Below are 22,479 nucleotides of genomic sequence, written 5' to 3' on the forward strand. Positions count from 1 at the left end.
ACTAAAATAGTCTTATCATTTAAAGTGATTATTTCTTATTCATTCACTTTGATAAGACTTTTTCTTTTATTTTGACTATTTTCTTTATTTTTCTTTTTATTTAATTTGGCATTCAACAAGGAATTATACGATTTGAGCAATCCAGATGAACCGACTAAGGTTACAGAGCATAAGGACATTGAGGACGACGGGCAGACGGTGACAATCACAGAAGTACCAGAAACACCGGAAGAACCAACAGAACCGGAACAGCCGACCACACCAGATACACCGAACAAGACAACAGACGCTCCAAAGACAGGCGATAATACAAACATTGCCTTATTCTTAGGGCTTCTTGTTCTCTCTGGTGCAGGCGTGGCAGGAACATATTTCTTCAAGCGTAGACGTTCATAATCGAATGGTCTGCTTATGATGAAGAAATCACGTTCCCCGCCGTATGTACTTATAACAGGAAATGAAAATTTAAACTGTTCCTTTTCTGTTAATCTGCTTGCGGATTGACGGAAAAGAACAGTCCACTAGGGGCGTGGGGAGTGTAGCTCCCCACATATTAATCACAGAAAGAAATGAGGTATGAACACATGAAATTGAAATATATCGTGCCTAACATGGCACAGACTTTTGGTAACTTGGAGTTTGCAGGAGAAAATGACGTGGAGCAACAGCGTGTCAATGGTCGCTTTGTCCCCGTAACGAGAAGTTATAACCTGTATTCCGACATTCAGAGAGCCGACGACATTATCGTGGTGCTTCCCGCAAAGACTGGGGAGAAGCGTTTCAAGTATGAGCAGAAAGTCAAGCTCGTCAATCCTAAGATTACCGCCGAGGGAAAGAACGTGCGAGGTCGTGGCTACACAAACTATATCTTAACGGCTGATGATATGCTTCCAGTCGAGGAAAGTAAGTAAAGGGGGATAACAGATTATGAGATTAGCGAATGGAATTGTGTTAGATAAGGAAAAGACGTTTGGAGTGCTGAAATTCTCTGCACTTAGACATGAAGTGCGAGTGGAGAATGAGGACGGGACGACCAGCGAGGAAATCAAGCGTAGAACCTATGATTTGAAGTGCAGTCAGCAGGAACGCACGATACAGGTATCTATCCCAGCGGAAATCCCTGTCAAGGACTACCCGTACAATGCCGAGGTGGAGCTTATCAATCCTGTTGCCGATACGGTGGCAAACGCCAACTACCGAGGGGCAGACGTGGAATGGTACATCAAGGCAGACGACATTGTACTGAAAAATAAAGGCGGTCAGCCCGCAGGCAATCCACAGCACCACGCTCCACAGGGACAGCAGAAAAAATAAAATTGTAGGATAAAATTAAGAAACTATTTTGCTTATCTTTGAAATTTTTTCAGAATAATATAGTAAAATATTGTACATAGTTTCAGAGAGGAGTGAGGATAGTGATTTTAATGATGATTATTCCAATCATTTTAACTGTATTTCCAGTAATGCTGTATCAAGTAGTTTTATTGTTGTGTAAGAGAAAATCAACTTCTACACATTATTTTTGGACATACACTATGATGATTTATGTATGGCTTGTTTTTTCTGTTACGGGTATCGGCTCTGTATGGGACATCATTTCAAAAGGCGGGCTGATTGAAACTTTTCAACAGGCAAATATTGGAATTATCCCGTTTCAGTCAGATGGTTTATTTACTTATTGCATGAATATAATTATGCTTATGCCATTGGGATTTTTATTGCCGTATATATGGAAAAATTTTAGAAATCCAATAAAAGTCGCCCTAACAGGATTAGTGTTTTCAGTATTTATCGAATTTGCTCAATTACCAACTAATCGTTTGGTAGATATTGATGATTTGCTGATGAATACATTAGGTGCGGTTTTAGGATATGTTGTATGGAAACTGATTGGAAATCATTTCTTTAACAAAAAAGAAAAACAGCGAACTATTTCATTGGGAAATTCGGAGCCAGTTATTTATTTAGTGTTAGCTTGTGCAAGTAATTTCCTACTATATAACTGGACATGGTTTCTTTAGAAATAAAGCGGTTAGTCTATACGATTAACCGCTTTTTCTATATTCAGAAAGGGGTGTTTATGAACCTATACAAATACAAGGGAAAGCGTATCAGAGCCAGCGACAAGAACCTTGTGTACCGCTTTTGTACAGGTACGCTCCTGCTCCTGCTCGTGGTGGTTCTCCTGCTACTGAACATGGGACAGCTTTTGCGTACCGATTGGGAGCATTTCAGCTTGCTTGATAATGGCGTGACGCTTTCCACATACAACTTCATAACCATAGGGATAGCGACTGGTGTTTGTACATTGGTCGCTTTTCTTTATTACCGCTTCTTCCATGACAGCTTTAAGAAGCTCCTGCACCGTCAAAAACTGGCACGCATGATACTGGACAATAAGTGGTATGAAGCCCAGACCGTACAGGACAGCGGTTTTTTCACTGACCTGCAGAGCAGATCAAGGGAAAAAATCGTCTGGTTTCCTAAAATCTATTATCAAATGGACACAGGACTGCTCCATATCCGCTGTGAAATCTCTTTGGGGAAGTATCAAGACCAGCTTTTGCGACTGGAAGATAAACTGGAAAGCGGGTTGTACTGTGAGCTGATCGACAAGACGCTCCATGACGGCTATATCGAGTACACCCTGCTCTATGACATGATAGCGAACCGTATCACGATTGACGAGGTAAAGGCTGAAAACGGGGGCTTGCGTCTGATGAAGAACCTTACATGGGAATATGACGCACTCCCTCACGCCCTTATCTGTGGCGGGACTGGCGGTGGAAAGACCTATTTCCTGCTGACAATCATTGAAGCCCTCTTACAGACCAACGCACAGCTTTTCATCTTAGACCCTAAGAACGCTGATCTTGCGGACTTGGGTACGGTCATGGATAACGTGTACCACACAAAAGAAGATATGATAGAGTGTGTCAATGCGTTCTATGAGGGCATGGTAGCAAGAAGCGAGGAAATGAAACAGCACCCAGACTATAAGACGGGTGAGAACTATGCCTATCTGGGTTTACCGCCCTGCTTCCTTATCTTTGATGAGTATGTGGCGTTCTTGGAAATGCTGGGGACAAAGGAAAGCATGAGCCTTTTAAGCCAACTAAAGAAAATCGTCATGCTTGGCAGACAGGCGGGTTATTTCCTTATTGTTGCCTGCCAGCGTCCCGACGCAAAGTATTTTTCAGACGGTATCAGAGATAATTTCAACTTCCGTTTGGGCTTGGGGCGTATCAGTGAGCTAGGCTACGGTATGCTCTTTGGAAGCGACGTAAAGAAACAGTTTTTCCAGAAGCGTATCAAAGGGCGTGGCTATTGTGATGTAGGTACAAGTGTCATATCGGAATTTTATACTCCCCTTGTTCCAAAGGAGCATGACTTTTTACAAGCTATCGGTTCTCTCGTCCTCATAAGGCAGGACGGGACGGCGACGTGCGAAGCGAAAGGCGACGGAACGGACTAGCCTTGCTGGTGTGGCGTAAGCCACGCCAGCGAAAGAAGCCCCTCGGTATCTAACAGAGGGGCACAATTCCGCTGGAAACTACGGTCAAAAAGTCTGGAAATCCCGCTTGATAAAAGGGTTTTCTCTCATTCATAGCTGACTGTGACAATCGGCGGAAAATATCACACTTTCACGATTGGGGGTATGCAGGCTGAATGAAAGCACCTTTATAACCGCCTTGAAAGAGAAACGTCAGTCTTACGGCGTGTCCCAGACAAGGCTTGCAATCATGGCTGGTATCAGCCGTGAACACTTGAACCGTATCGAAGCGGGAAAGGTAACGCTCACGGACGATATGCAGGAAAAGCTCATGGAAGCTGTCGAGAAATTCAATCCCGACGCTCCCATGTTCCTGCTGTTCGACTATGTGCGTATCCGTTTTCCCACGCTGGATATCCAGCACGTTATCAAAGATATATTGAAGCTCAATATCGACTATATGCTCCATGAGGACTACGGACACTACAAATACACCGAGCATTACTATCTGGGTGATGTGTTTGTCTACACCTCGCAGGACGAGGAAAAAGGCACGCTTCTAGAGCTGAAAGGAAAAGGCTGTCGCCAGTTTGAAAGCTATCTGCTGGCACAGGAGCGAAGCTGGTATGACTTCCTCATGGACGCTCTGGTTGAGGGCGGTGTGATGAAACGCCTTGACCTTGCGATTAACGACAGGGCGGGCATACTGGATATTCCAGATCTGACCGCCAAATGCAACCGTGAGGAATGTGTGTCCCTGTTCCGTTCTTTCAAGTCCTATGCTTCGGGCGAGCTGGTGAAGCACAACGAGCAGGACAAGGCGGGCATGGGACACACGCTGTATATCGGCTCTTTGAAATCGGAAGTCTACTTCTGCTGTTATGAGAAGAACTATGAACAGTACGCAAAGCTGGGCGTGCCGATTGAGGAAGCTCCGATAAAGAACCGCTTCGAGATACGACTGAAAGATGAAAGAGCCTATTATGCTGTCCGTGAACTGCTGACCCATTATGACGCAGAACAGACAGCATTTTCTATCATCAATCACTATATCCGCTTCGTGGACAGAGAGCCGGAGAAGCGAAAGACAGACTGGAAGCTCAATGACCGCTGGGCGTGGTTTATCGGGAAAGACCGCCCGCCTATCAAATTGACAACCGACCCAGAGCCTTACACGCTGGAAAGGACGCTGGGCTGGATAAGCCGACAGGTCGCCCCTACGCTGAAAATGCTGAAAAAGATAGACGCTGGCAACAGCACAAGCTATCTGAAAGAGATTGAGGACAACGCAAAGCTGACGGAAAAGCACTTGCAGATAATCAAACAGCAGACAGCGGACACAGAGGAGCTTATCACAGAGTAAAGGAGAAATTTGGTTATGGCAGAACTTGTCAAGGACTTGGTGCTGGTATCGCTGGGAATGGGTATCGGTGTCGTCCTTATGTGTATCGCACAGGTCAGCAAAATGGCTGATGAACAAATGGAAGAAATCAAGAAAGAAAGGATTGATAAAGAATGAATTTCGGACAGAACTTATACAACTGGTTTTTAAGCAACGCCCAGAGCTTGGTGCTTATGGCAATCGTGGTTATCGGTATCTACTTAGGATTTAAGAGAGAGTTTTCTAAGTTAATCGGCTTCCTTGTGATTGCCTTAATCGCTGTCGGGCTGGTATTCAATGCAGGCGGGGTCAAAGACGTGCTGTTAGAGCTGTTCAACCGTATCATTGGAGCGTAACAATCAGCAGTTTGCGGACACGCAAACTTACCTGTCCCCCCCCTATGGGAGTTCGGGCATAGGGGGGAATGAAAGGGGGTGACGGAATGGTACACAGATAAAAAATAGTCATGCTATGAATTTCATTGAATGGCTGATTTTCAACTGATATAATGTAAGTATGGAAATCATAAATTAAATTTGCGAGGGTAGAAAATGAATGACAAAATGATTGTAAAGAACTTCTATGAGAGGATTGTTTCAGAAAATAGACTTGAAGAATTATCTAAATATGTATCAGAAAACTGTGCTCTGACTCTCGGAGACAAAACTGTACCTTTGGGGTTGGACGGCATGAAGCAACATCTAATATCCGTAAAAAAGACTTATCCAGACTATACAATGAAAATAGTACGTCAATTCAATGATAAGGAATATGTGATTTCTGAATTTATAATGGCAGGTACACATGAGGGTGAATGGATAGGTATTAAACCCACTCATAAGAAATTATCATTTACAGGTGTCAATATAGACAGAGTTGTAAATGGAAAAATCATTGAACATGGTGGTTCTGTAGATACATTTGAAACTCTCTTAGAAGCAAATTTAATTAAGCCAGTATAAGAAGTGAGGTGACTGTATGGAAATTCGACAATTAGAACCCTTTGAGATTGACGAAGCTATCACTTTGATATGGGAAGTATTTTTACAATTTGAAGCTCCCGACTATTCAGATGAGGGTATTCAATCATTTAAGGATTTTATTGAGAATGATGAAATCCTAAAGACGCTTGAATTTTTTGGAGCTTATGAGCAGGACGAATTGAAAGGTGTAATTGCTACAAGCGAAAATCGAAAGCACATCTGCTGTTTCTTTGTAAAAGCAAAATATCATAGGCAAGGAATTGGAAGAACTCTTTGGGAATATGTTTTAAACCACAGTGAAAGAAATGTATTCACCGTTAATTCTTCTCCATATGCTGTACCCGTTTATCGTAAACTGGGGTTTGTTGAAACAGATACGGAACAGTTAGCGGATGGAATGAGATACACGCCTATGAAGTTTGTAAATGCTTGTATGCAATAAATCAAAGTGTTTGGAGGGAAAAAATTATGCTTGATAAAATACCGAGTGCAGAGGAAATGATGACTTTGGTTGGGCAATCATTGTATGATGTATGGAATAAGTTATGTACTTTAATTGACGAAAAATATGAAATGGAACGTCTATGGAATAAAGGTGGAAAGGCATGGACTTATGAGTATAAATATCGCCGAGGTGGTAAGACACTCTGTGCGTTATATGCTAGAGAAAATTGTATAGGATTTATGATTATCTTTGGAAAAGACGAAAGAGCAAAATTTGAAGCAGAACGCAATGATTATTCTCAACAAGTCCAAAAAATCTATGATGAAGCTAAAACCTATCGAGATGGTAAATGGGTAATGTTTGAACCCACCGATACATCAATGTTTCAAGATTTTATTAAATTACTAGGAATTAAGAGAAAGCCAAATAAAAAGTAATAATTATCACGTTGGCGTATACGAAATCATAATTTTACAATTTCATATCCCACACACAAAGCGGTTACTCCTTTGGAGATCAACCGCTTTTTCTATACTCAAATTTCAGATTGGAGTGATTGATTGAAAGATATTTTTACCGATATGCAGGCAAAAATTGGGTGTCCGTATCTTTCCGACCTGCCCTATTACAAGCGTACGGTCTGGTTTGAGATGAAACGCCTTTGCCTGTCTGACTACCCTAAGAAACAGTTAGAAGATTTTTCACGCTATGTATTCGGTGTGCCTTACGCCGTCATACAGGAAGCGTTGACAAGAGAGGAGTGATGAAACATGGAAGAAATGCGTGTGCAGATTGAAGCCAGAGAACCAACAGACGGAGAAATCCGAGCCTTTTGGTTCACCCTGCCTATCGACACAGAACAGGTGGAAGAAATGCTGGGGATTGATGTAGATACAGACTATTACTATATCACAGGCAAGGAGCTTCCCTTTGCTGATGAAGTACAGGAAGATACCACCGTGGAAAAGCTCAATGACCTGTACCATACCTACGAAAATTTACCCTCTGATTTGAAAGAGGACTATACGGAGCTGATGTGCTATTTCACTGACCTTGATGAATTGCACAGATATAGAAACGACATCATTCATTACTCATGGTGTAAGAACATGACGGACGTTGCCCGCCACATTCTGAACAATGACCCAGACTTTACTTCCCTTAGTGAGAGCTTCACCCGCTATTTCGATTTTGAAGCCTACGGACAGTACCTTGACGACAACGGACGCTTTGTGGAAACCGACCACGGTATCTATGAGCTTCCGTAGAAAAGAGGTGTGTGCCTGTGGTTGACGACATGAGGGTGTATATAGCTAATCTTGGCAAGTACAATGAGGGCGAACTTGTCGGGGATTGGTTCTCTTTCCCTATCGACGAGGAAGATGTTGCGGAGCGTATCGGGCTGAACAGCTACTATGAAGAATACGCTGTCCATGATACCGACAACTTTCCGATTGAAATCGGGGAATATATCTCCATTCAAGAACTCAATGAGATGTACGAGATGATTTGTGAGCTTCCCGATTATATCACCGACGCTCTGGACGAGTTTGTTTCCCACTATGGAAGTCTGGAAGAGGTCTACGAACACAAGGACGACATTTATTTCTACCCAGACTGTGAGGACATGACCGATATTGCCTATTACTTCATTGACGAGTTACAGGTATTGGGTGAGATACCGCTACCGTTGCAGAACTATATCGACTATGAAGCATACGGCAGGGACTTGTCCATAGAGGGGACATTTATTGAAACAAGCCGAGGGATATGCGAGATACCATATTAGAGCTGGCAGATCAGCGACAGGAACTGTTGCTACTGACAGCTTTTTCTATCAAGGACAGTCTGAAAATGGCTGTCCTTTTCCATTACAACGAAAGGAGCTGAAACGAATTGAAGAAGATTAAGAGCTACACGGGTATCTGGAACGTGGAAAAAGTCTTATACGCAATCAATGACTTTACTCTCCCGTTTCCCGTTACCTTTACCCAGATAACGTGGTTTGTCATCACGGAGTTTGCTGTCATTCTCTTAGGGGACTTACCGCCGTTATCGCTTATCGAGGGGGCATTTTTAAAATACTTCGGTATTCCCGTTGCCCTCACATGGTTCATGAGCCAAAAGACCTTTGACGGCAAGAAGCCTTACAGCTTCTTGAAATCGCAGATTACGTTTGCTCTGCGACCAAAAGTGACCTATGCAGGAAAAGCCGTGAAGCTGGAAAAGGAAGTGTTCAGCGAACCCGTCACGGCGGTTAGGAGTGTGATGTATGTTCCCGATTAAGTATATCGACAACAACCTTGTCTGGAACAAGGACAATGAGGTATTCGCCTACTATGAGCTGATACCATACAATTACAGCTTTCTATCGGCTGAACAGAAATTTATCGTCCATGACAGCTTCCGTCAGCTTATCGCACAGAGCCGTGAGGGGAAGATACACGCCTTGCAGATAGCAACGGAAAGCTCCGTCAGAAGCATACAGGAGCAGTCAAAGAAGCTGGTGACGGGGCGACTTCGTGATGTGGCGATACAGAAGATAGATGAACAGACGGAAGCCCTTGTTTCCATGATTGGCGACAATCAAGTGGACTACCGCTTTTTTATCGGCTTCAAGCTCATTGTGACCGAGGAAAAGGTCAGCCTTGACAGCATGAAGAAATCAGCGTTTCTGACGTTCAAGGAATTTCTAAACGAGGTCAACCACACGCTGATGAACGATTTTATCTCCATGCCAGATGATGAAATCAACCGCTACATGAAAATGGAAAAACTGCTGGAAAATAAAATCTCCCGCCGTTTCAAGTTCCGTCGTTTGGACAAGAACGACTTCGGGTATCTTATCGAGCATATCTACGGCAGGGACGGCGTGGCGTATGAGGACTACGAATATTCGCTTCCAAAGAAGAAGCTGAAAAAGGCAACGCTTATCAAGCAGTACGACCTTATCCGTCCTACCCGCTGTCTGGTAGAGGAAAGCCAGCGATACATAAGGCTGGAACATGAGGACAGCGAGAGCTTCGTGTCCTACTTTACCGTCAATGCGATTGTGGGTGAGCTGGACTTCCCGTCCAGTGAGATATTTTACTTCCAGCAACAGCAGTTCACGTTTCCTGTTGATACAAGCATGAATGTAGAAATCGTGGGAAACAGAAAAGCGTTATCGACTGTCCGCAACAAGAAAAAAGAGCTGAAAGACTTGGACAACCACGCCTATCAGTCTGGAAGCGAAACAAGCTCAAATGTGGTGGACGCACTGGACAGCGTGGACGAGCTGGAAACCGACTTAGACCAGAGCAAGGAAAGTATGTATAAACTTTCTTACGTTATCCGTGTATCAGCTCCCGACCTTGACGAGCTGAAACGACGCTGTGATGAGGTCAAGGACTTCTACGACGACCTCAATGTAAAGTTAGTCCGTCCTGCTGGGGATATGCTGGGGCTTCACTCTGAATTTCTCCCCGCCAGCAAGCGTTACATCAATGACTATGTGCAGTATGTGAAATCCGACTTCTTGGCAGGTCTTGGCTTCGGAGCGACCCAGCAGTTAGGAGAAAATACAGGTATCTATATCGGCTATTCCGTGGACACAGGAAGAAACGTCTATTTACAGCCGTCCCTTGCTTCACAGGGTATCAAGGGGACAGTCACCAATGCTTTGGCGTCTGCCTTTGTCGGTTCGCTGAGCGGTGGGAAGTCATTCTGTAATAATCTTATCGTCTACTATTCCGTCCTCTTTGGCGGGCAGGCGGTCATTCTCGACCCTAAGAGCGAGCGTGGGAACTGGAAAGAAACGCTCCCAGAGATAGCCCATGAAATCAATATCGTCAATCTTACCAGCGATAAGGAAAATGCAGGGCTTCTTGACCCGTTCGTGATTATGAAGAACGTCAAAGACGCTGAAAGTCTGGCGATAGACATTCTCACATTCCTTACGGGGATTTCCTCTAGGGACGGTGAGAAATTCCCTGTCCTTAGAAAAGCGGTGCGAGCCGTGACCCAGAGCGATCAGCGAGGCTTGCTTCATGTGATAGACGAGCTACGCAGAGAGGACACGGCGATAGCCCGCAACATTGCCGACCATATCGACAGCTTTACGGACTATGATTTCGCACATCTGCTGTTCTCTGACGGTTCAGTGTCTAATGCTATCAGCTTGGACAATCAGCTCAATATCATACAGGTGGCAGATTTGGTACTCCCAGACAAGGACACGACCTTTGAGGAATACACGACCATAGAACTGCTGTCCGTGGCTATGCTGATTGTCATTTCCACCTTTGCCTTAGACTTCATTCATTCAGACCGCAGTATCTTTAAAATCGTGGATTTAGATGAAGCGTGGGCGTTCCTCAACGTGGCGCAGGGCGAAACCCTTTCTAACAAGCTGGTGCGTGCAGGGCGAGCTATGCAGGCTGGCGTGTACTTCGTCACACAATCCTCTGGCGACGTGTCCAAAGAGAGCCTAAAGAACAATATCGGTCTGAAATTCGCTTTCCGTTCTACGGACATCAACGAGATAAAGCAGACCCTTGAATTTTTCGGTATCGACAAGGACGACGAGAACAACCAGAAACGACTTCGTGACTTGGAGAACGGACAATGCCTGCTTCAAGATTTGTACGGACGTGTGGGCGTGGTACAGATACACCCTGTCTTTGAAGAACTATTGCACGCCTTTGATACCAGACCGCCCGTGAAAAGCGAGGTGGAGTGATGAAAGATAGGATAAAGGGGCTTCTGACAAGAAAGAAGCTCTTTCGTTTTTTCAAGATTGCTCTGATAGTCATTTTTACCTCTATTGTGTTCCTCTCCCTGTTCGGGACGGTGGCACACGCTTCTGGGCTGGTAGATGATACCGTCAATGCGGACAACCTGTATTCACAGTACCCGTTGGAGAATTACCAGCTTGACTTCTATGTGGACAATAGCTGGGGCTGGCTTCCGTGGAACTGGCTGGACGGTATCGGGAAGTCCGTACAGTACGGCTTGTACTGTATCACCAACTTTATCTGGACTATCAGCCTGTATCTAAGTAACGCCACGGGGTACGTCGTCCAGCAGGCGTATAAGCTGGACTTTATCAACGACATGGCAGACAGTATCGGAAAGAGCATACAGACCCTAGCGGGTGTGACGGAAAACGGCTTTGGAAGTACGGGCTTTTATGTAGGCTTCCTGCTCCTCATTATCCTTATCGTGGGTATGTATGTAGCCTACACAGGGCTTATCAAGCGAGAAACCAGCAAGGCACTCCACGCCGTTATCAACTTCGTTGTGGTGTTTATCGTGTCCGCTTCCTTTATCGCTTATGCTCCCGACTATATCAAGAAGATTAACGATTTTTCCAGTGATATAAGTACCGCTTCGCTGGATTTGGGAACAAAAATCATGCTCCCCGACAGCGACAGTCAAGGAAAAGACAGCGTGGACTTGATAAGGGACAGCCTGTTCTCCATACAGGTACAACAGCCGTGGCTACTCCTGCAATTTGGAAACAGCGATATAGAGGAAATCGGGGCTGACCGTGTGGAAGCTCTGGTATCGGCTAGTCCCTCTGCCGACGACGGGGCGACCCGTGAGGACGTGGTGAAAACGGAAATCGAGGATAACGACAACGACAATCTGACGATACCGCAGGTCATCAACCGTCTGGGAATGGTGTTCTTCCTGCTTATCTTCAATCTGGGGATAACGATATTTGTTTTCCTGCTTACGGGCATGATGATATTCTCCCAGATACTTTTTATCATCTTTGCCATGTTCCTGCCGATTAGCTTCCTGCTCTCCATGATACCGAGCTATGAGAACATGGCGAAACAGGCAATCGTGCGAGTGTTCAATACGATTATGACAAGGGCGGGAATAACGCTCATTGTCACGGTGGCTTTCAGTATTTCCAGTATGTTCTACAACATATCCACCGATTACCCGTTCTTTATGATTGCGTTCTTACAGATAGTCTGCTTTGCGGGTATCTACATGAAGCTGGGCGACCTTATGAGTATGTTCAGTTTAAACGCTGGGGACAGCCAGAGCATGGGACGCAGGATATTCCGTCGCCCGTATCTGTTCATGCGACACAGGGCTAGGCGTATGGAACACCGTATCGCAAGGGCTGTCGGTGCTGGAAGTGTCGCTGGTGCGGTGGCTGGTACAGTAGCCGGAACAGCCATGAATGACGGTTCTGGGAAATCTGCCAGAGCTGGTACGGGTAGAAAAGAGCGTCGAGAAAATGCGTCTTTTGGAAGCCGAGCTGGTTCTGCTGTGGGTGCGGTGCTTGATACGAAAAACAAGGTCAAGGACAAGGCAACGACTGTCAAGGAGAATATCAAGGATATGCCGACCCAGACTGCCTATGCCGTACACTCCGCAAAGGAAAAGGCAAAAGCAAATGTGTCCGACTTCAAGCGTGGCATTGTGCAGGGGCAGGAAACCAGACAGAGCGAACGTGCCGACAAGCTCCAACAACATAGACAGAATATCGCTGACAAGCGTATGGAGCTTCAAAAAGCACAGGAAGCAAGGCAGACTGGAAGAAAGACGGACGGATCAGCGACAACAGGAGCTACCCGTCCCCATGAAAGACCTGTGACCGCTTCTCCTGCTTCAAAGACAGACACAGGAAAAATGCAGGAAATCAAGCGTCCTGTCACTACTGACAAGGTACATACCGAGCTGACCACGCCACAATCTGTCAAGGAACGTCCGCTGGCTTCAAAATCTGATGAACCTATGCCACAGAAACACGGGACAAGGCTTAATGGTGTGGAACTGAACCGACAGACCACCAGAAAAGAGCGAAACATTAAGAAAGCGACCATAAACACCACGGAAAAGAAAGGACGTAAGAAATGAAGCTGAGACATATCGCCATTATCGGCAGTCTGTTTCCCTTTCTTCTTGCGATAGTGCTTTTCTTTGGTGTGCTTATCAGTGCCGAGGACGACGACGGGGGCGGTGGCTCTTCCTCATGGGTAACGGGTATGAACCTGTCCGCAGAGGTCTTGAAACATCAGCCTATGGTGGAAAAATACGCCAGAGAATACGGCATATCCGAGTACGTCCCCTATCTGCTGGCAATCATACAGGTGGAAAGTGGCGGGACAGCCGAGGACGTTATGCAGAGTTCCGAGAGCATGGGCTTACCGCCTAATTCCCTTGATACAGAAAGCTCAATCAAGCAGGGGTGCAAGTATTTTGCGTCTCTGCTTTCTTCAGCAGAAAGTCAAGGCATAGAGGATATAAACGTCGTGGTACAGTCCTATAACTATGGCGGTGGATATATCGACTATGTAGCTAAGAACGGGAAAAAGCACAGCTTCACGCTGGCAGAGAATTTCGCCCGTGACAAGTCTGGTGGAACAAAAGTCACTTACACGAACCCTATCGCTGTTGCCCGCAACGGTGGCTGGCGTTACGGGTACGGGAATATGTTCTATGTGGAGCTTGTCAGCCAGTATCTCACCGTCAATCAAGTATCGGGCGAGCTGGCACAGAAGATAATGAACGAAGCTCTGAAATATCAAGGCTGGGACTATGTGTACGGCGGGAGCAATCCTAATACTTCTTTTGACTGTTCAGGGCTGGTTCAATGGTGCTATGGCAAGGCAGGTATTTCCTTACCGAGAACGGCACAGGCACAGTATGACGCTACCCAGCATATCCCGCTATCACAGGCACAGGCTGGGGATTTGGTGTTCTTCCACAGTACCTACAATGCGGGGACGTATGTAACCCACGTCGGTATCTATGTGGGAAATAACCAGATGTACCACGCTGGCGACCCGATAGGCTACGCTGATTTGAACAATAGCTACTGGCAACAGCACCTTATCGGGGCTGGCAGAATTAAGCAATAGAAAGAAAGGAATGGAAATATCATGTTCAAGAAGAAAGAAAAACCGATAAAGGAAAAGAAAATCTGCACTATGAAAGTGGGGACGCATAAGAAGTCCGTCATTGCCCTCTGGGTGGTGCTTATCGCAAGCGTGAGCTTTGGTGTGTATAAGAATTTTACGGCTATCGACCAACACACCACGCATGAGATAGAAACCATACAGCTCCGCTTGAATGACACCAACGGCATAGAAAATTTCGTGAAGAATTTCTGTAAATCCTATTACACATGGAGCAACAGCAAGGAAGCAATCGAAGCAAGGACACAGGCTATCAGTGCCTATCTGACACAGGAATTGCAGGATTTGAATGTTGATACGGTGAGAACGGATATACCGACCAGCTCCACGGTCACGGACGTACTTATCTGGGACGTGGAACAGTCTGGGGAGAACGCTTTTTCTGTCACCTATGAGGTAGATCAACAGATAAAAGAGGGCGACCAGACAAGGGACGTATCAGAAACCTATACCGTGACCGTCCATGTGGACGCTGACGGGGATATGGTGATTATCCAGAACCCGACCCTTGCTCCCGCTATGGAAAAATCCGATTATGAACCAAAGACACAGGAAGCAGACAACAGTGTGGACGCTGACACAGTAAATGACGCCACGGCGTTTCTGGAAACATTCTTTAAGCTGTACCCTACTGCAACGGACAAGGAGCTTGCCTACTATGTAGAGGGAAATGCCCTTGAACCGATAAACGGCGACTATCTCTTTTCCGAGCTTGTCAATCCAGTATTTACGGCTGACGGCGACAACGTGAAAGTGAGTGTTGCGGTGAAATTCATTGATAATCAGACAAAGGCAACACAGGTATCACAGTATGAGCTGACGCTACATAAAGATAGCAACTGGAAAATCATAAGGTAGTCAATAGGCTTGCGTCATACATCGTATCGTATGCTACGCAAGCCTTTAACTCTTGCATATATTTATGATTTTGTATATAATTAACCCTCCATTAGTACACCAACCTTTGAAGTGATGATATACTTTTAGTAAGATAGGAGGTTTTTTGATGAATACATATCAAACAACAGAAGTTGCTCGAATAATTGGTGTACACCCAAACACAGTTAGATTGTATGAACAACTTCATTTAATACCACTGGCAAAACGCCAAAAAAATGGATATCGCATTTTTACGGATTTTCACATAGAGCAATTTCGTTTAGCCCGTACAGCTTTAAAAGTTGAAATTTTGCAAAATGGATTGAGAAAAAAAGCTATGAATATTATTAAAGTTTCTGCTACAGGAAATTTTGATATGGCTATTAAATTGACAGATGAATATTTATCACAGCTTGAGCGTGAAAAACATAATGCGGAGCAGGCAATACAAATTGTAAATGAACTCTTAAATGGAGAAAGTAGTCCTAATCAGGTATTATTGAAACGTAAAGAAGTATCAGAGTTTTTAGGCATTACAATGGACACTTTGCGAAATTGGGAGTTGAACGGTTTACTGTGTGTTAAGCGTAAAGCAAATGGTTATCGAGTATATTCAAATGATGATATAAAACGATTACGCATTATTAAAGCATTAAGATGTGCTAACTATTCTTTATCTTCTATTCTTAGAATGTTAAATGCTTTATCGGTCAATCCAGACATAAATATAAAATCTGTGATTGGTATGCCGGAAGAAAACGAAGATATTATAACCGCTTGCGATAAGCTATTGCTGTCACTTAATGACGCTTCTGAAAATGCTCGATTTATGAAAGCGACCCTAATTAATATGAAAAAATCCTTTTAAATACACCCTACATTTTAACACCAGAGTTTTCTCTGGTGTTATTATTTGTCCGTAAAATAAAGGAGGGAATAAAATTGAATACAACAATTAAAGTTGAACATCTCAAAAAATCCTACGGAAATACTTGTGTTGTCAATGATATAAGTCTTTCTGTAAATGAAGGTGAAGTTTTTGGACTTTTGGGAGCGAATGGGGCAGGAAAAAGCACCACGATTGAATGTATTTTAGGAACGAGACAGGCAGACAGTGGGACAGTAGAAATACTTGGAATGTGTCCGACAAAAGAGCGAAAACGATTGTTTGAAAACGTAGGCGTACAGTTTCAAGAGTCAAACTATCAAGAAAAAATTTTGGTGTCAGAGTTATGCGAGGAAACACAATGCCTATATAAAGAAGTTACGGATTATAAAATTTTATTGAAGCAATTCGGACTGTCTGACAAATTAAAAAGTCCTGTATCGGAACTGTCTGGCGGACAGAAACAAAAACTATTTATTGTTTTAGCACTTATCCCTAACCCTAAAGTAGTCCTTTTAGATGAATTGACGACAGGATTGGACACCAAAGCCCGCCGTGATGTATGGAAATGTTTATCGGAGCTAAAGAAAAAAGGATTAACTATTTTCCTTACCTCTCATTTTATGGACGAGGTAGAAAATCTTTGCGATAGGATTATGATTTTGAAAAAGGGAAATACCGTTTTTTCTGGGACAATTGAAGAAGCGATTGCCAGCAGTCCATATAAAGAATTTGAGGAAGTTTATCTTTGGTATGCAGAGGAGGACATGACAAATGAAAACATTTAAGACTATGCTAAAAACAGAATTAAAACTTTCTCTTAGGGGTATGGATATGTTCATTTTTGCTATCTGTATGCCTGTGGTAGTAATAGTTCTATTGGGTATTATTTATGGCTATAAACCTGCTTTTGCTGATGCTGAATATACTTTTTTGCAACAATCATTCGGTGCAGTATCTACAATAGCTATTTGTGCTGGCGGACTAATGGGCTTGCCTTTAGTTGTATCTGATTATAGAAACAGAAAAATTTTAAAGAGACTTAAAGTGACACCTGTTAAGCCGATTACAATTTTACTGGTCGAAATAACTATTTACTGTATTTATTCATTGGTGTCATTGGCACTCATTTATTTAGTGGCTTTTTTATTTTTTGATTTTCAGATAATAGGAAGTTTTTGGCAGTTTTTCTTATCTTTCGTGTTGGTAATGTTGTCTATGTTTAGCATTGGTATGATGGTTGGTGGAATAGCACCAAATATGAAAATCGCAAGTACCGTTGCCAGTATTTTATACTTTCCAATGCTAATTTTTTCGGGTGCAACGCTTCCTTATGAGATTATGCCTAATGCGTTACAAAACTTTGCAAATATACTCCCATTAACACAGGGAATAAAATTATTAAAAGGCACAGCGTTAGGTTTGCCGATTGATAATATCATCTTTCCTATCGGGTTAATGGTTGTAATTATCGTGATTTGTACGACTGTTTCTTTGAAATTCTTTAAATGGGAATAACTATGATAGTTTTAAAAAAGAAAGATATGAAAAAAATTTTTCAAGCTGGAGCAAAGGCCAGAGGTGTGTCGTTATCTGAGTTCAGAGCCGAGATACAAGAAAATATTGACAACACTATGAATAGTAAAGACCCAGTGATACAGAAACGCTTCAAGAAATACTTTGGAAACAGAACGCCTACACCAGAAGAATATATTTACACAATTACAAAAAAAGTGAAAATTTAAGTTTTCTTCCTGCTTCCTGCGGTGCAGATCAGCAGGAAGAACTTACCTTTAAAAAAAGTTGTGGTGCATTTTAAAAAATATCTTGAAAAACATTTTAATTGCCCTTACCATTGCTTTATCAAGCTTGATACCGATTGAAATGTGGGAGGTAATAACTTGGTTATTGAGGAATTTAAAGATATTAAAATTGCATATATACGCAGAACCGGTAAGTATGGTGCAGAAAACAAGCAACTAATGGAAAAGTTAAAAGAATATTTAAAAAGTAATGATTTATTCAAAGATGATACAACGATACTAGGTATAGCTTTGGACAATCCTTTATCAACGCCAGAAAACGAACAGCGATATGACGTGGGAATGATTATCACTGGCAAGGATATTCATTGTGATTTACCTATTCGTAATATTGATAGTGGGCATTACGCTATATTTGAGGTTCCACACGCAGAAAATGACGTGGCAAATTTTTGGAAGAATATTGACACATTAACTTCCGATTTGCCAGTTGACTATACGAAACCGATAATTGAGCGATATGCTTTCTCGAAAATCTCATTACATTTGTGTGAATTTTGTATTCCGTTAAAATAAAAGGTGGTGTTGCCGTGGAAAAGCAATCATGGATATTATGTCCTATTTGCAATAGTAAGACACGAGTTAAAGTGCGAAAAGATACAGAATTGATAAATTTCCCTTTATTCTGTCCAAAATGCAAGCATGAAACTTTAATCAATACAAATCGTGGAATAGTAAAAATTATTAAAGAGCCAGACGCTAAGACGCAGAGCCAATAGTTTGTAAGAATTTTCTTACAGATTATTGGCTTTTTTCATTAAATCCTGCTTCCTGCAAAGCAGATCGGCAGGATAATTTGTAAGAGGAAAAAGAAAACGAGAAGCCTATTTGCTTCCCGTCCCCTTATATTTCATGATACCGTCGATTGTTCCTTGAATGATTTTAAGTTCTTCATCTGTCAGCTCATCGAGCGATACGTCTATCTGCCTGCGGATTGTAGATTTTTTTGCTTTCTCCTGCGGATAGAAATATTCGTCAACAGAGATATGGAACATGGTCACTAAATCATGAAATAGCTGAAAGCTGGGGTGTTTCCCTATATTCTCAATATCTGCGATATGACGTTCTCCGTAAAAGACCTTATCGCCTAAATCATTACGGGAAAGCCCAGCTTTCTCTCTCGCTTTTCTGATTGCCAGTCCCAGCGGACGGAAATCAAAGCTGTGCGTATCTTTCTTTTTCCTCATTTTCAATCACCTGTCATGAGTTTATACTTCATGACACATGATTAGAATGTGTTAAAAATACATATATCATGCGTTAATAATTCATATCAATATTACCTTGACGGTAAATAAAAAAAACCGTTCTAAGGTAATATCTTTTTCCATGTCTTTCAATCTGATTAGGACGGTTTTGGATATCCAGAGCTGTCCTTTTCTTTTGCACTCACGGGACAACTTTGGGTAAGGGGGTTGTGTCATGATTGCGTATCAGCAAATACGCCAGTATTCACAACTGAATAACCGCCTTACAATGGTTATCCAGTCAACACGCCCTGAACATGAGTTAAAAATTCATATCACTTACGTTAGCAAAACAGTCTGTTGGTACATTCGTATTCTAATAGACTGTTTTTATTATATCCGAGATTTACAAATTCTTTTTTGTAAATCTTGGTAGCTGGACACCTCCTTGGGTAGTTGGGGTGCGGAAAGGGGGAAATGGACTTCCGTTCATTTCTACTTTGCACAGAAAGGAGGTGAAACAGTGGAAACATCTTCTTTCAGACAAGCCGTTGAAGCACAGTTCGATTGCCTTTCAAAGAAAGTCATCAAGCGAGCTGTGATGAAAGGCTACCGTGATATGAAGCGACGTGAAAAGCGTGAGTGTTCATTTTCTGATTTGCCAGATTATCAGCAGGAACGCTTTGGCGAGTGTGATAAGTACGAAAGCGACTACACCGTGTTTAACGTGCTGGGAATTGAAGTATGGATTGAAAATGACAAGTTGAGTGAAGCCCTTAAAGCTCTGACCGAGAAGAAGCGAAATATTATTCTGTTGTCCTACTTCATGGATATGGCAGACGGAGAAATCAGCCATTTTATCAATATCCCTCGTTCAAACGTCCAGTATCACAGAACAAAGACGCTTGAAACATTGAGGAAATACATGGAGGAACACAAATGAAGAAACATGAACGTTTACCTTTTGAGGTTATCGTATCAGCGACAGAGGGCGACCCAGAAGCCATTGCTACAGTGATGAACTTCTACGACGGATATATCTCAAAGCTCTGTTTGCGAAAGCTCTATGATGAACACGGAAATGTGTGTATGGTAGTGGACGCAGATTTGAAAAACAGAATACAGACAGCCTTTCTGGACATGATACTCAATTTTGAAATCGCAGTAATCTAAATACATACAGGCGGGCGTGGTGTTTTCCCCTTTCCAGCCACACCGCTTGTCATTCTATAAAAGTCAATAGTCCTGCTGTTGGCTTTTACAGGCTGACAAGCCGTTGCAGTTCTTTGAAAACTAAATAAAGCAGACAGATACGTTTGTGATACAGCGAGCCACGGGGACTGTACGCCATGACCTTTCCAAAAGAGAGCGAGCGACCCACACAGTGATCCGAGAGTGACCTTTGGAAAAGTCGCTCCGCTATGACCTGTATTCACAGAATAATGATACGTCCCAGAGGTGGTTTTGCTCATAGGAATGAGATTGGTTGAGATACCAGCGGAGCTTTTCCAGAGCCGTCTGTCTGCTTGTAAAAAAATTTACCAAAGCAATAAAATACTATTCCCTACATAATCATAGTACGATATAATGAATTATGTTAGACGAAAGTATTTATTGCTATCAATGAAAGGAGTCTTATTTGTGATAGATGATAGCAAAAATACGCAATCTCCCGAAATGGAAAAAAGGACTTATACGGTAGATGAAATCGCAAAACAACTGAATATCAGCAAAAAGGCTACATATGCTCTGGTGAAAAGCGGGCAGTTCAGTTATGTTCGAGCTGGTAGAGTCATACGAGTGTCTAAACTTTCTTTCGATAAATGGTTAAATCAAATTTAACTATTAAGGAGAGATAAGTTATGGCTACAATAAAACAAAGAAAAAAGAGTTTTTCAGTAATCTATTGGTATTTGGATAACACTGGCGAAAGAAAACAGAAGTGGGACACGCTGGGAACTAGAAAAGAAGCAAAACAGCGAAAGGCATTTGTAGAGTATTATCAAGAAAAGTTTGGCTATGTCATTGTTCCCTTAGAAGAACAGTTTGCACAGCAGATTGAGGACTCTAAAAAAGAGTTAGAGGTAGTCAATGAGGATATTACATTCCGAGATTTTTTAAAGATTTTTGTTAATCTCTACGGGACATCTAAATGGTCGCCAAATACATTTAGTAGCAAGGTCGGCTCTATTAGAAATTATATCAATCCGTATATCGGTGATTGGAAGCTCAATGAGATTACGACAAAGAAGTTATCAAAATACTACAATGATTTATTAAGCGTCCCAGAAGTACCGCAATCAAACAGAAAACCTAGCGGGCGTTGTGTTCAGCCAGCAAACATCAAGAAAATTCACGATATTATTCGCTGTGCTTTAAATCAAGCTATCCGCTGGGAATACTTCGACCCTAACAAAAGAAATCCTGCGTCATTGGCTACCTTGCCAAAAGTTCCAAAGGTCAGACGTAAGGTTTGGAGTATTGATACTTTCAAAGAAGCTGTTAAATCTGCGGAAGATGATTTGCTCGTTATGTGTATGCACTTAGCCTTTTCCTGCTCTATGCGTATCGGTGAAATCACAGGTCTTACATGGGAAGATGTGATTATTGACGAGGAAGCGATTGCCAACAACAACGCAAAAGTAATTATCAACAAGGAATTATCCAGAATAAATGCGGAAGCAATGCAAAAGCTGAAAGAGAAAGATGTTATTAAGATTTTTCCTACACAGAAACCGCATTGCACTACACGCCTTGTTCTGAAAACTCCAAAGACGGAAACAAGTAATAGAACCGTCTGGTTGCCTAAGACTGTTGCTAAACTATTAGTGCAGTATAAAAAAGACCAGCAGGAGATGAAAGAATTTCTTGGCAATGCCTATAACGATTACAATCTCGTCATTGCATTGGAAAATGGAAATCCTGTGGAAAGCCGTATTGTCAGAGACAGATTTCAAAAGCTGTGTGAAGAAAACGATTTTGAAGTAGTCGTTTTTCACAGCCTGCGTCATTTGAGTACGGGATATAAGCTGAAAATGACAAATGGTGATGTAAAATCCGTACAGGGTGATACAGGTCATGCGGAAGCAGAAATGGTGACAGATGTTTATTCTGAAATCATTGACGAAGACAGACGTTTCAATGCTCAAAAAATGGATAAAGAATTTTATTCCACCCTCAATGATGAGGAAGAAAAACCCGAGACAAAAACGAGTGTCAGTGACAGCGATATGATGTTGCTGGAGCTTCTAAAATCCCTGTCGCCAGAGATGAAAGAGCAACTCTTGAAGCAAACACTTCAAAATCAATCAAATAGCTAATTTCAAAAAGTGTTAGCAAAATTAAAGAAAATCAGCGATTTTTCATCAGAAATAAAAAAGTGTTAGCAAGCCATACTACCAAAACAGTCCTAAAAAAAATCGAATTTCTATATAAATAAAAAGCTACTAACTTACTTAATAGTTTGTAGAGGGTGTTCGC

At 42.6% G+C, this 22,479-nt stretch carries 30 protein-coding genes and 1 pseudogene; 30 read left to right on the forward strand and 1 reads right to left on the reverse strand.

The window, feature by feature from the left end; genetic code table 11:
• Positions 1-117 precede the first annotated feature (117 nt).
• The 26 genes and pseudogenes from B5E48_RS09060 to B5E48_RS09180 all read left to right on the forward strand — a co-directional run.
• Positions 118-396 (forward strand): annotated as a pseudogene (locus tag B5E48_RS09060) (LPXTG cell wall anchor domain-containing protein); the annotation flags it as partial.
• Between the two features lie 188 nt (positions 397-584).
• Positions 585-911: a YdcP family protein gene (locus tag B5E48_RS09065; RefSeq protein ID WP_076779936.1), complete on the forward strand. Its 327-nt coding sequence runs from the start codon at positions 585-587 to the stop codon at positions 909-911.
• Between the two features lie 16 nt (positions 912-927).
• Positions 928-1,314, forward strand: coding sequence for a YdcP family protein (locus B5E48_RS09070; protein WP_076779934.1), 387 nt, complete (start codon positions 928-930; stop codon positions 1,312-1,314).
• Between the two features lie 110 nt (positions 1,315-1,424).
• Positions 1,425-2,021, forward strand: coding sequence for a VanZ family protein (locus B5E48_RS09075; protein WP_206407333.1), 597 nt, complete (start codon positions 1,425-1,427; stop codon positions 2,019-2,021).
• Positions 2,022-2,080: 59 nt separating this feature from the next.
• On the forward strand, positions 2,081-3,475 hold the full coding sequence (locus B5E48_RS09080) for an FtsK/SpoIIIE domain-containing protein (protein ID WP_076779932.1): 1,395 nt from the start codon (positions 2,081-2,083) through the stop codon (positions 3,473-3,475).
• A gap of 190 nt (positions 3,476-3,665) precedes the next feature.
• The gene (mobT, locus tag B5E48_RS09085; RefSeq protein ID WP_083582725.1) at positions 3,666-4,856 is read left to right on the forward strand and encodes a MobT family relaxase; all 1,191 of its coding nucleotides are present in this window, start codon (positions 3,666-3,668) and stop codon (positions 4,854-4,856) included.
• 15 nt (positions 4,857-4,871) lie between these two features.
• A complete protein-coding gene (locus B5E48_RS09090; protein ID WP_021374764.1) occupies positions 4,872-5,012 on the forward strand; it encodes a DUF3789 domain-containing protein in 141 nt (46 codons plus the stop codon).
• A complete protein-coding gene (locus B5E48_RS09095) occupies positions 5,009-5,230 on the forward strand; it encodes a hypothetical protein (protein WP_010817890.1) in 222 nt (73 codons plus the stop codon). The genes B5E48_RS09090 and B5E48_RS09095 overlap by 4 nt, the downstream gene beginning before the upstream one ends.
• Positions 5,231-5,425: 195 nt before the next feature.
• On the forward strand, positions 5,426-5,836 hold the full coding sequence (locus tag B5E48_RS09100) for an ester cyclase (protein WP_087304832.1): 411 nt from the start codon (positions 5,426-5,428) through the stop codon (positions 5,834-5,836).
• Positions 5,837-5,852: 16 nt separating this feature from the next.
• Complete coding sequence (locus tag B5E48_RS09105) at positions 5,853-6,299, forward strand: GNAT family N-acetyltransferase (RefSeq protein ID WP_010817892.1); 447 nt, start codon at positions 5,853-5,855, stop codon at positions 6,297-6,299.
• Between the two features lie 26 nt (positions 6,300-6,325).
• Positions 6,326-6,739 (forward strand): DUF3788 domain-containing protein, encoded by a 414-nt coding sequence (locus tag B5E48_RS09110; protein ID WP_076779928.1) that lies wholly within the window; start codon positions 6,326-6,328, stop codon positions 6,737-6,739.
• A 123-nt stretch (positions 6,740-6,862) separates the two neighbouring features.
• Entirely contained in the window at positions 6,863-7,066 is a 204-nt protein-coding gene (locus B5E48_RS09115) for a hypothetical protein (protein ID WP_076779926.1), read from the forward strand.
• A 6-nt stretch (positions 7,067-7,072) separates the two neighbouring features.
• On the forward strand, positions 7,073-7,570 hold the full coding sequence (locus tag B5E48_RS09120) for an antirestriction protein ArdA (protein WP_087162155.1): 498 nt from the start codon (positions 7,073-7,075) through the stop codon (positions 7,568-7,570).
• 17 nt (positions 7,571-7,587) lie between these two features.
• Positions 7,588-8,091: an antirestriction protein ArdA gene (locus B5E48_RS09125; RefSeq protein WP_087162156.1), complete on the forward strand. Its 504-nt coding sequence runs from the start codon at positions 7,588-7,590 to the stop codon at positions 8,089-8,091.
• Positions 8,054-8,212 (forward strand): hypothetical protein, encoded by a 159-nt coding sequence (locus B5E48_RS13700; RefSeq protein ID WP_162607605.1) that lies wholly within the window; start codon positions 8,054-8,056, stop codon positions 8,210-8,212. Before B5E48_RS09125 ends, B5E48_RS13700 begins: the two co-directional genes overlap by 38 nt.
• Entirely contained in the window at positions 8,199-8,588 is a 390-nt protein-coding gene (locus B5E48_RS09130) for a conjugal transfer protein (protein WP_070087533.1), read from the forward strand. Before B5E48_RS13700 ends, B5E48_RS09130 begins: the two co-directional genes overlap by 14 nt.
• Positions 8,575-11,022 carry a conjugal transfer ATPase TcpF gene (gene tcpF / locus B5E48_RS09135; protein WP_087304833.1) on the forward strand — a complete coding sequence of 816 codons (2,448 nt, stop codon included), beginning with the start codon at positions 8,575-8,577 and terminating at the stop codon, positions 11,020-11,022. The genes B5E48_RS09130 and tcpF overlap by 14 nt, the downstream gene beginning before the upstream one ends.
• Positions 11,022-13,163 (forward strand): CD3337/EF1877 family mobilome membrane protein, encoded by a 2,142-nt coding sequence (locus B5E48_RS09140; protein ID WP_076779920.1) that lies wholly within the window; start codon positions 11,022-11,024, stop codon positions 13,161-13,163. The genes tcpF and B5E48_RS09140 overlap by 1 nt, the downstream gene beginning before the upstream one ends.
• On the forward strand, positions 13,160-14,167 hold the full coding sequence (locus B5E48_RS09145) for a bifunctional lytic transglycosylase/C40 family peptidase (protein ID WP_076779918.1): 1,008 nt from the start codon (positions 13,160-13,162) through the stop codon (positions 14,165-14,167). Before B5E48_RS09140 ends, B5E48_RS09145 begins: the two co-directional genes overlap by 4 nt.
• 21 nt (positions 14,168-14,188) lie before the next feature.
• Positions 14,189-15,082 (forward strand): conjugal transfer protein, encoded by an 894-nt coding sequence (locus B5E48_RS09150; RefSeq protein WP_076779916.1) that lies wholly within the window; start codon positions 14,189-14,191, stop codon positions 15,080-15,082.
• A 148-nt stretch (positions 15,083-15,230) separates the two neighbouring features.
• The gene (locus B5E48_RS09155; RefSeq protein ID WP_076779914.1) at positions 15,231-15,971 is read left to right on the forward strand and encodes a MerR family transcriptional regulator; all 741 of its coding nucleotides are present in this window, start codon (positions 15,231-15,233) and stop codon (positions 15,969-15,971) included.
• 74 nt (positions 15,972-16,045) lie between these two features.
• Positions 16,046-16,777, forward strand: a complete 732-nt coding sequence (locus tag B5E48_RS09160) for an ABC transporter ATP-binding protein (RefSeq protein ID WP_087304834.1) — start codon at positions 16,046-16,048, stop codon at positions 16,775-16,777.
• Positions 16,764-17,507, forward strand: a complete 744-nt coding sequence (locus B5E48_RS09165; RefSeq protein ID WP_087304835.1) for an ABC transporter permease — start codon at positions 16,764-16,766, stop codon at positions 17,505-17,507. The genes B5E48_RS09160 and B5E48_RS09165 overlap by 14 nt, the downstream gene beginning before the upstream one ends.
• A 2-nt stretch (positions 17,508-17,509) precedes the next feature.
• Positions 17,510-17,734 carry a hypothetical protein gene (locus B5E48_RS09170; protein ID WP_087304836.1) on the forward strand — a complete coding sequence of 75 codons (225 nt, stop codon included), beginning with the start codon at positions 17,510-17,512 and terminating at the stop codon, positions 17,732-17,734.
• Between the two features lie 156 nt (positions 17,735-17,890).
• A complete protein-coding gene (locus B5E48_RS09175) occupies positions 17,891-18,328 on the forward strand; it encodes a GyrI-like domain-containing protein (RefSeq protein WP_076779904.1) in 438 nt (145 codons plus the stop codon).
• A gap of 14 nt (positions 18,329-18,342) precedes the next feature.
• Positions 18,343-18,531, forward strand: a complete 189-nt coding sequence (locus tag B5E48_RS09180) for a cysteine-rich KTR domain-containing protein (protein WP_076779902.1) — start codon at positions 18,343-18,345, stop codon at positions 18,529-18,531.
• A gap of 105 nt (positions 18,532-18,636) precedes the next feature.
• Here B5E48_RS09180 and B5E48_RS09185 read toward each other — a convergent pair whose 3' ends face one another.
• Positions 18,637-18,999 carry a helix-turn-helix transcriptional regulator gene (locus B5E48_RS09185; RefSeq protein WP_076779900.1) on the reverse strand — a complete coding sequence of 121 codons (363 nt, stop codon included), beginning with the start codon at positions 18,997-18,999 and terminating at the stop codon, positions 18,637-18,639.
• 523 nt (positions 19,000-19,522) lie between these two features.
• Between B5E48_RS09185 and B5E48_RS09190 the strand changes: the two genes are divergently transcribed.
• From B5E48_RS09190 to B5E48_RS09210, 4 genes are all read left to right on the forward strand, one after another.
• Complete coding sequence (locus B5E48_RS09190) at positions 19,523-19,942, forward strand: RNA polymerase sigma factor (RefSeq protein WP_076779897.1); 420 nt, start codon at positions 19,523-19,525, stop codon at positions 19,940-19,942.
• Positions 19,939-20,172: a helix-turn-helix domain-containing protein gene (locus tag B5E48_RS09195; RefSeq protein WP_076779895.1), complete on the forward strand. Its 234-nt coding sequence runs from the start codon at positions 19,939-19,941 to the stop codon at positions 20,170-20,172. Before B5E48_RS09190 ends, B5E48_RS09195 begins: the two co-directional genes overlap by 4 nt.
• 468 nt (positions 20,173-20,640) lie before the next feature.
• Complete coding sequence (locus B5E48_RS09205; protein WP_241146957.1) at positions 20,641-20,841, forward strand: helix-turn-helix domain-containing protein; 201 nt, start codon at positions 20,641-20,643, stop codon at positions 20,839-20,841.
• 20 nt (positions 20,842-20,861) lie between these two features.
• Positions 20,862-22,319, forward strand: coding sequence for a tyrosine-type recombinase/integrase (locus tag B5E48_RS09210; RefSeq protein WP_076779891.1), 1,458 nt, complete (start codon positions 20,862-20,864; stop codon positions 22,317-22,319).
• Positions 22,320-22,479: the final 160 nt, after the last annotated feature.

The sequence above is a fragment of the Massilimicrobiota sp. An105 genome (assembly GCF_002161155.1).
Lineage (GTDB): Bacteria > Bacillota_I > Bacilli_A > Erysipelotrichales > Coprobacillaceae > Allocoprobacillus > Allocoprobacillus merdigallinarum.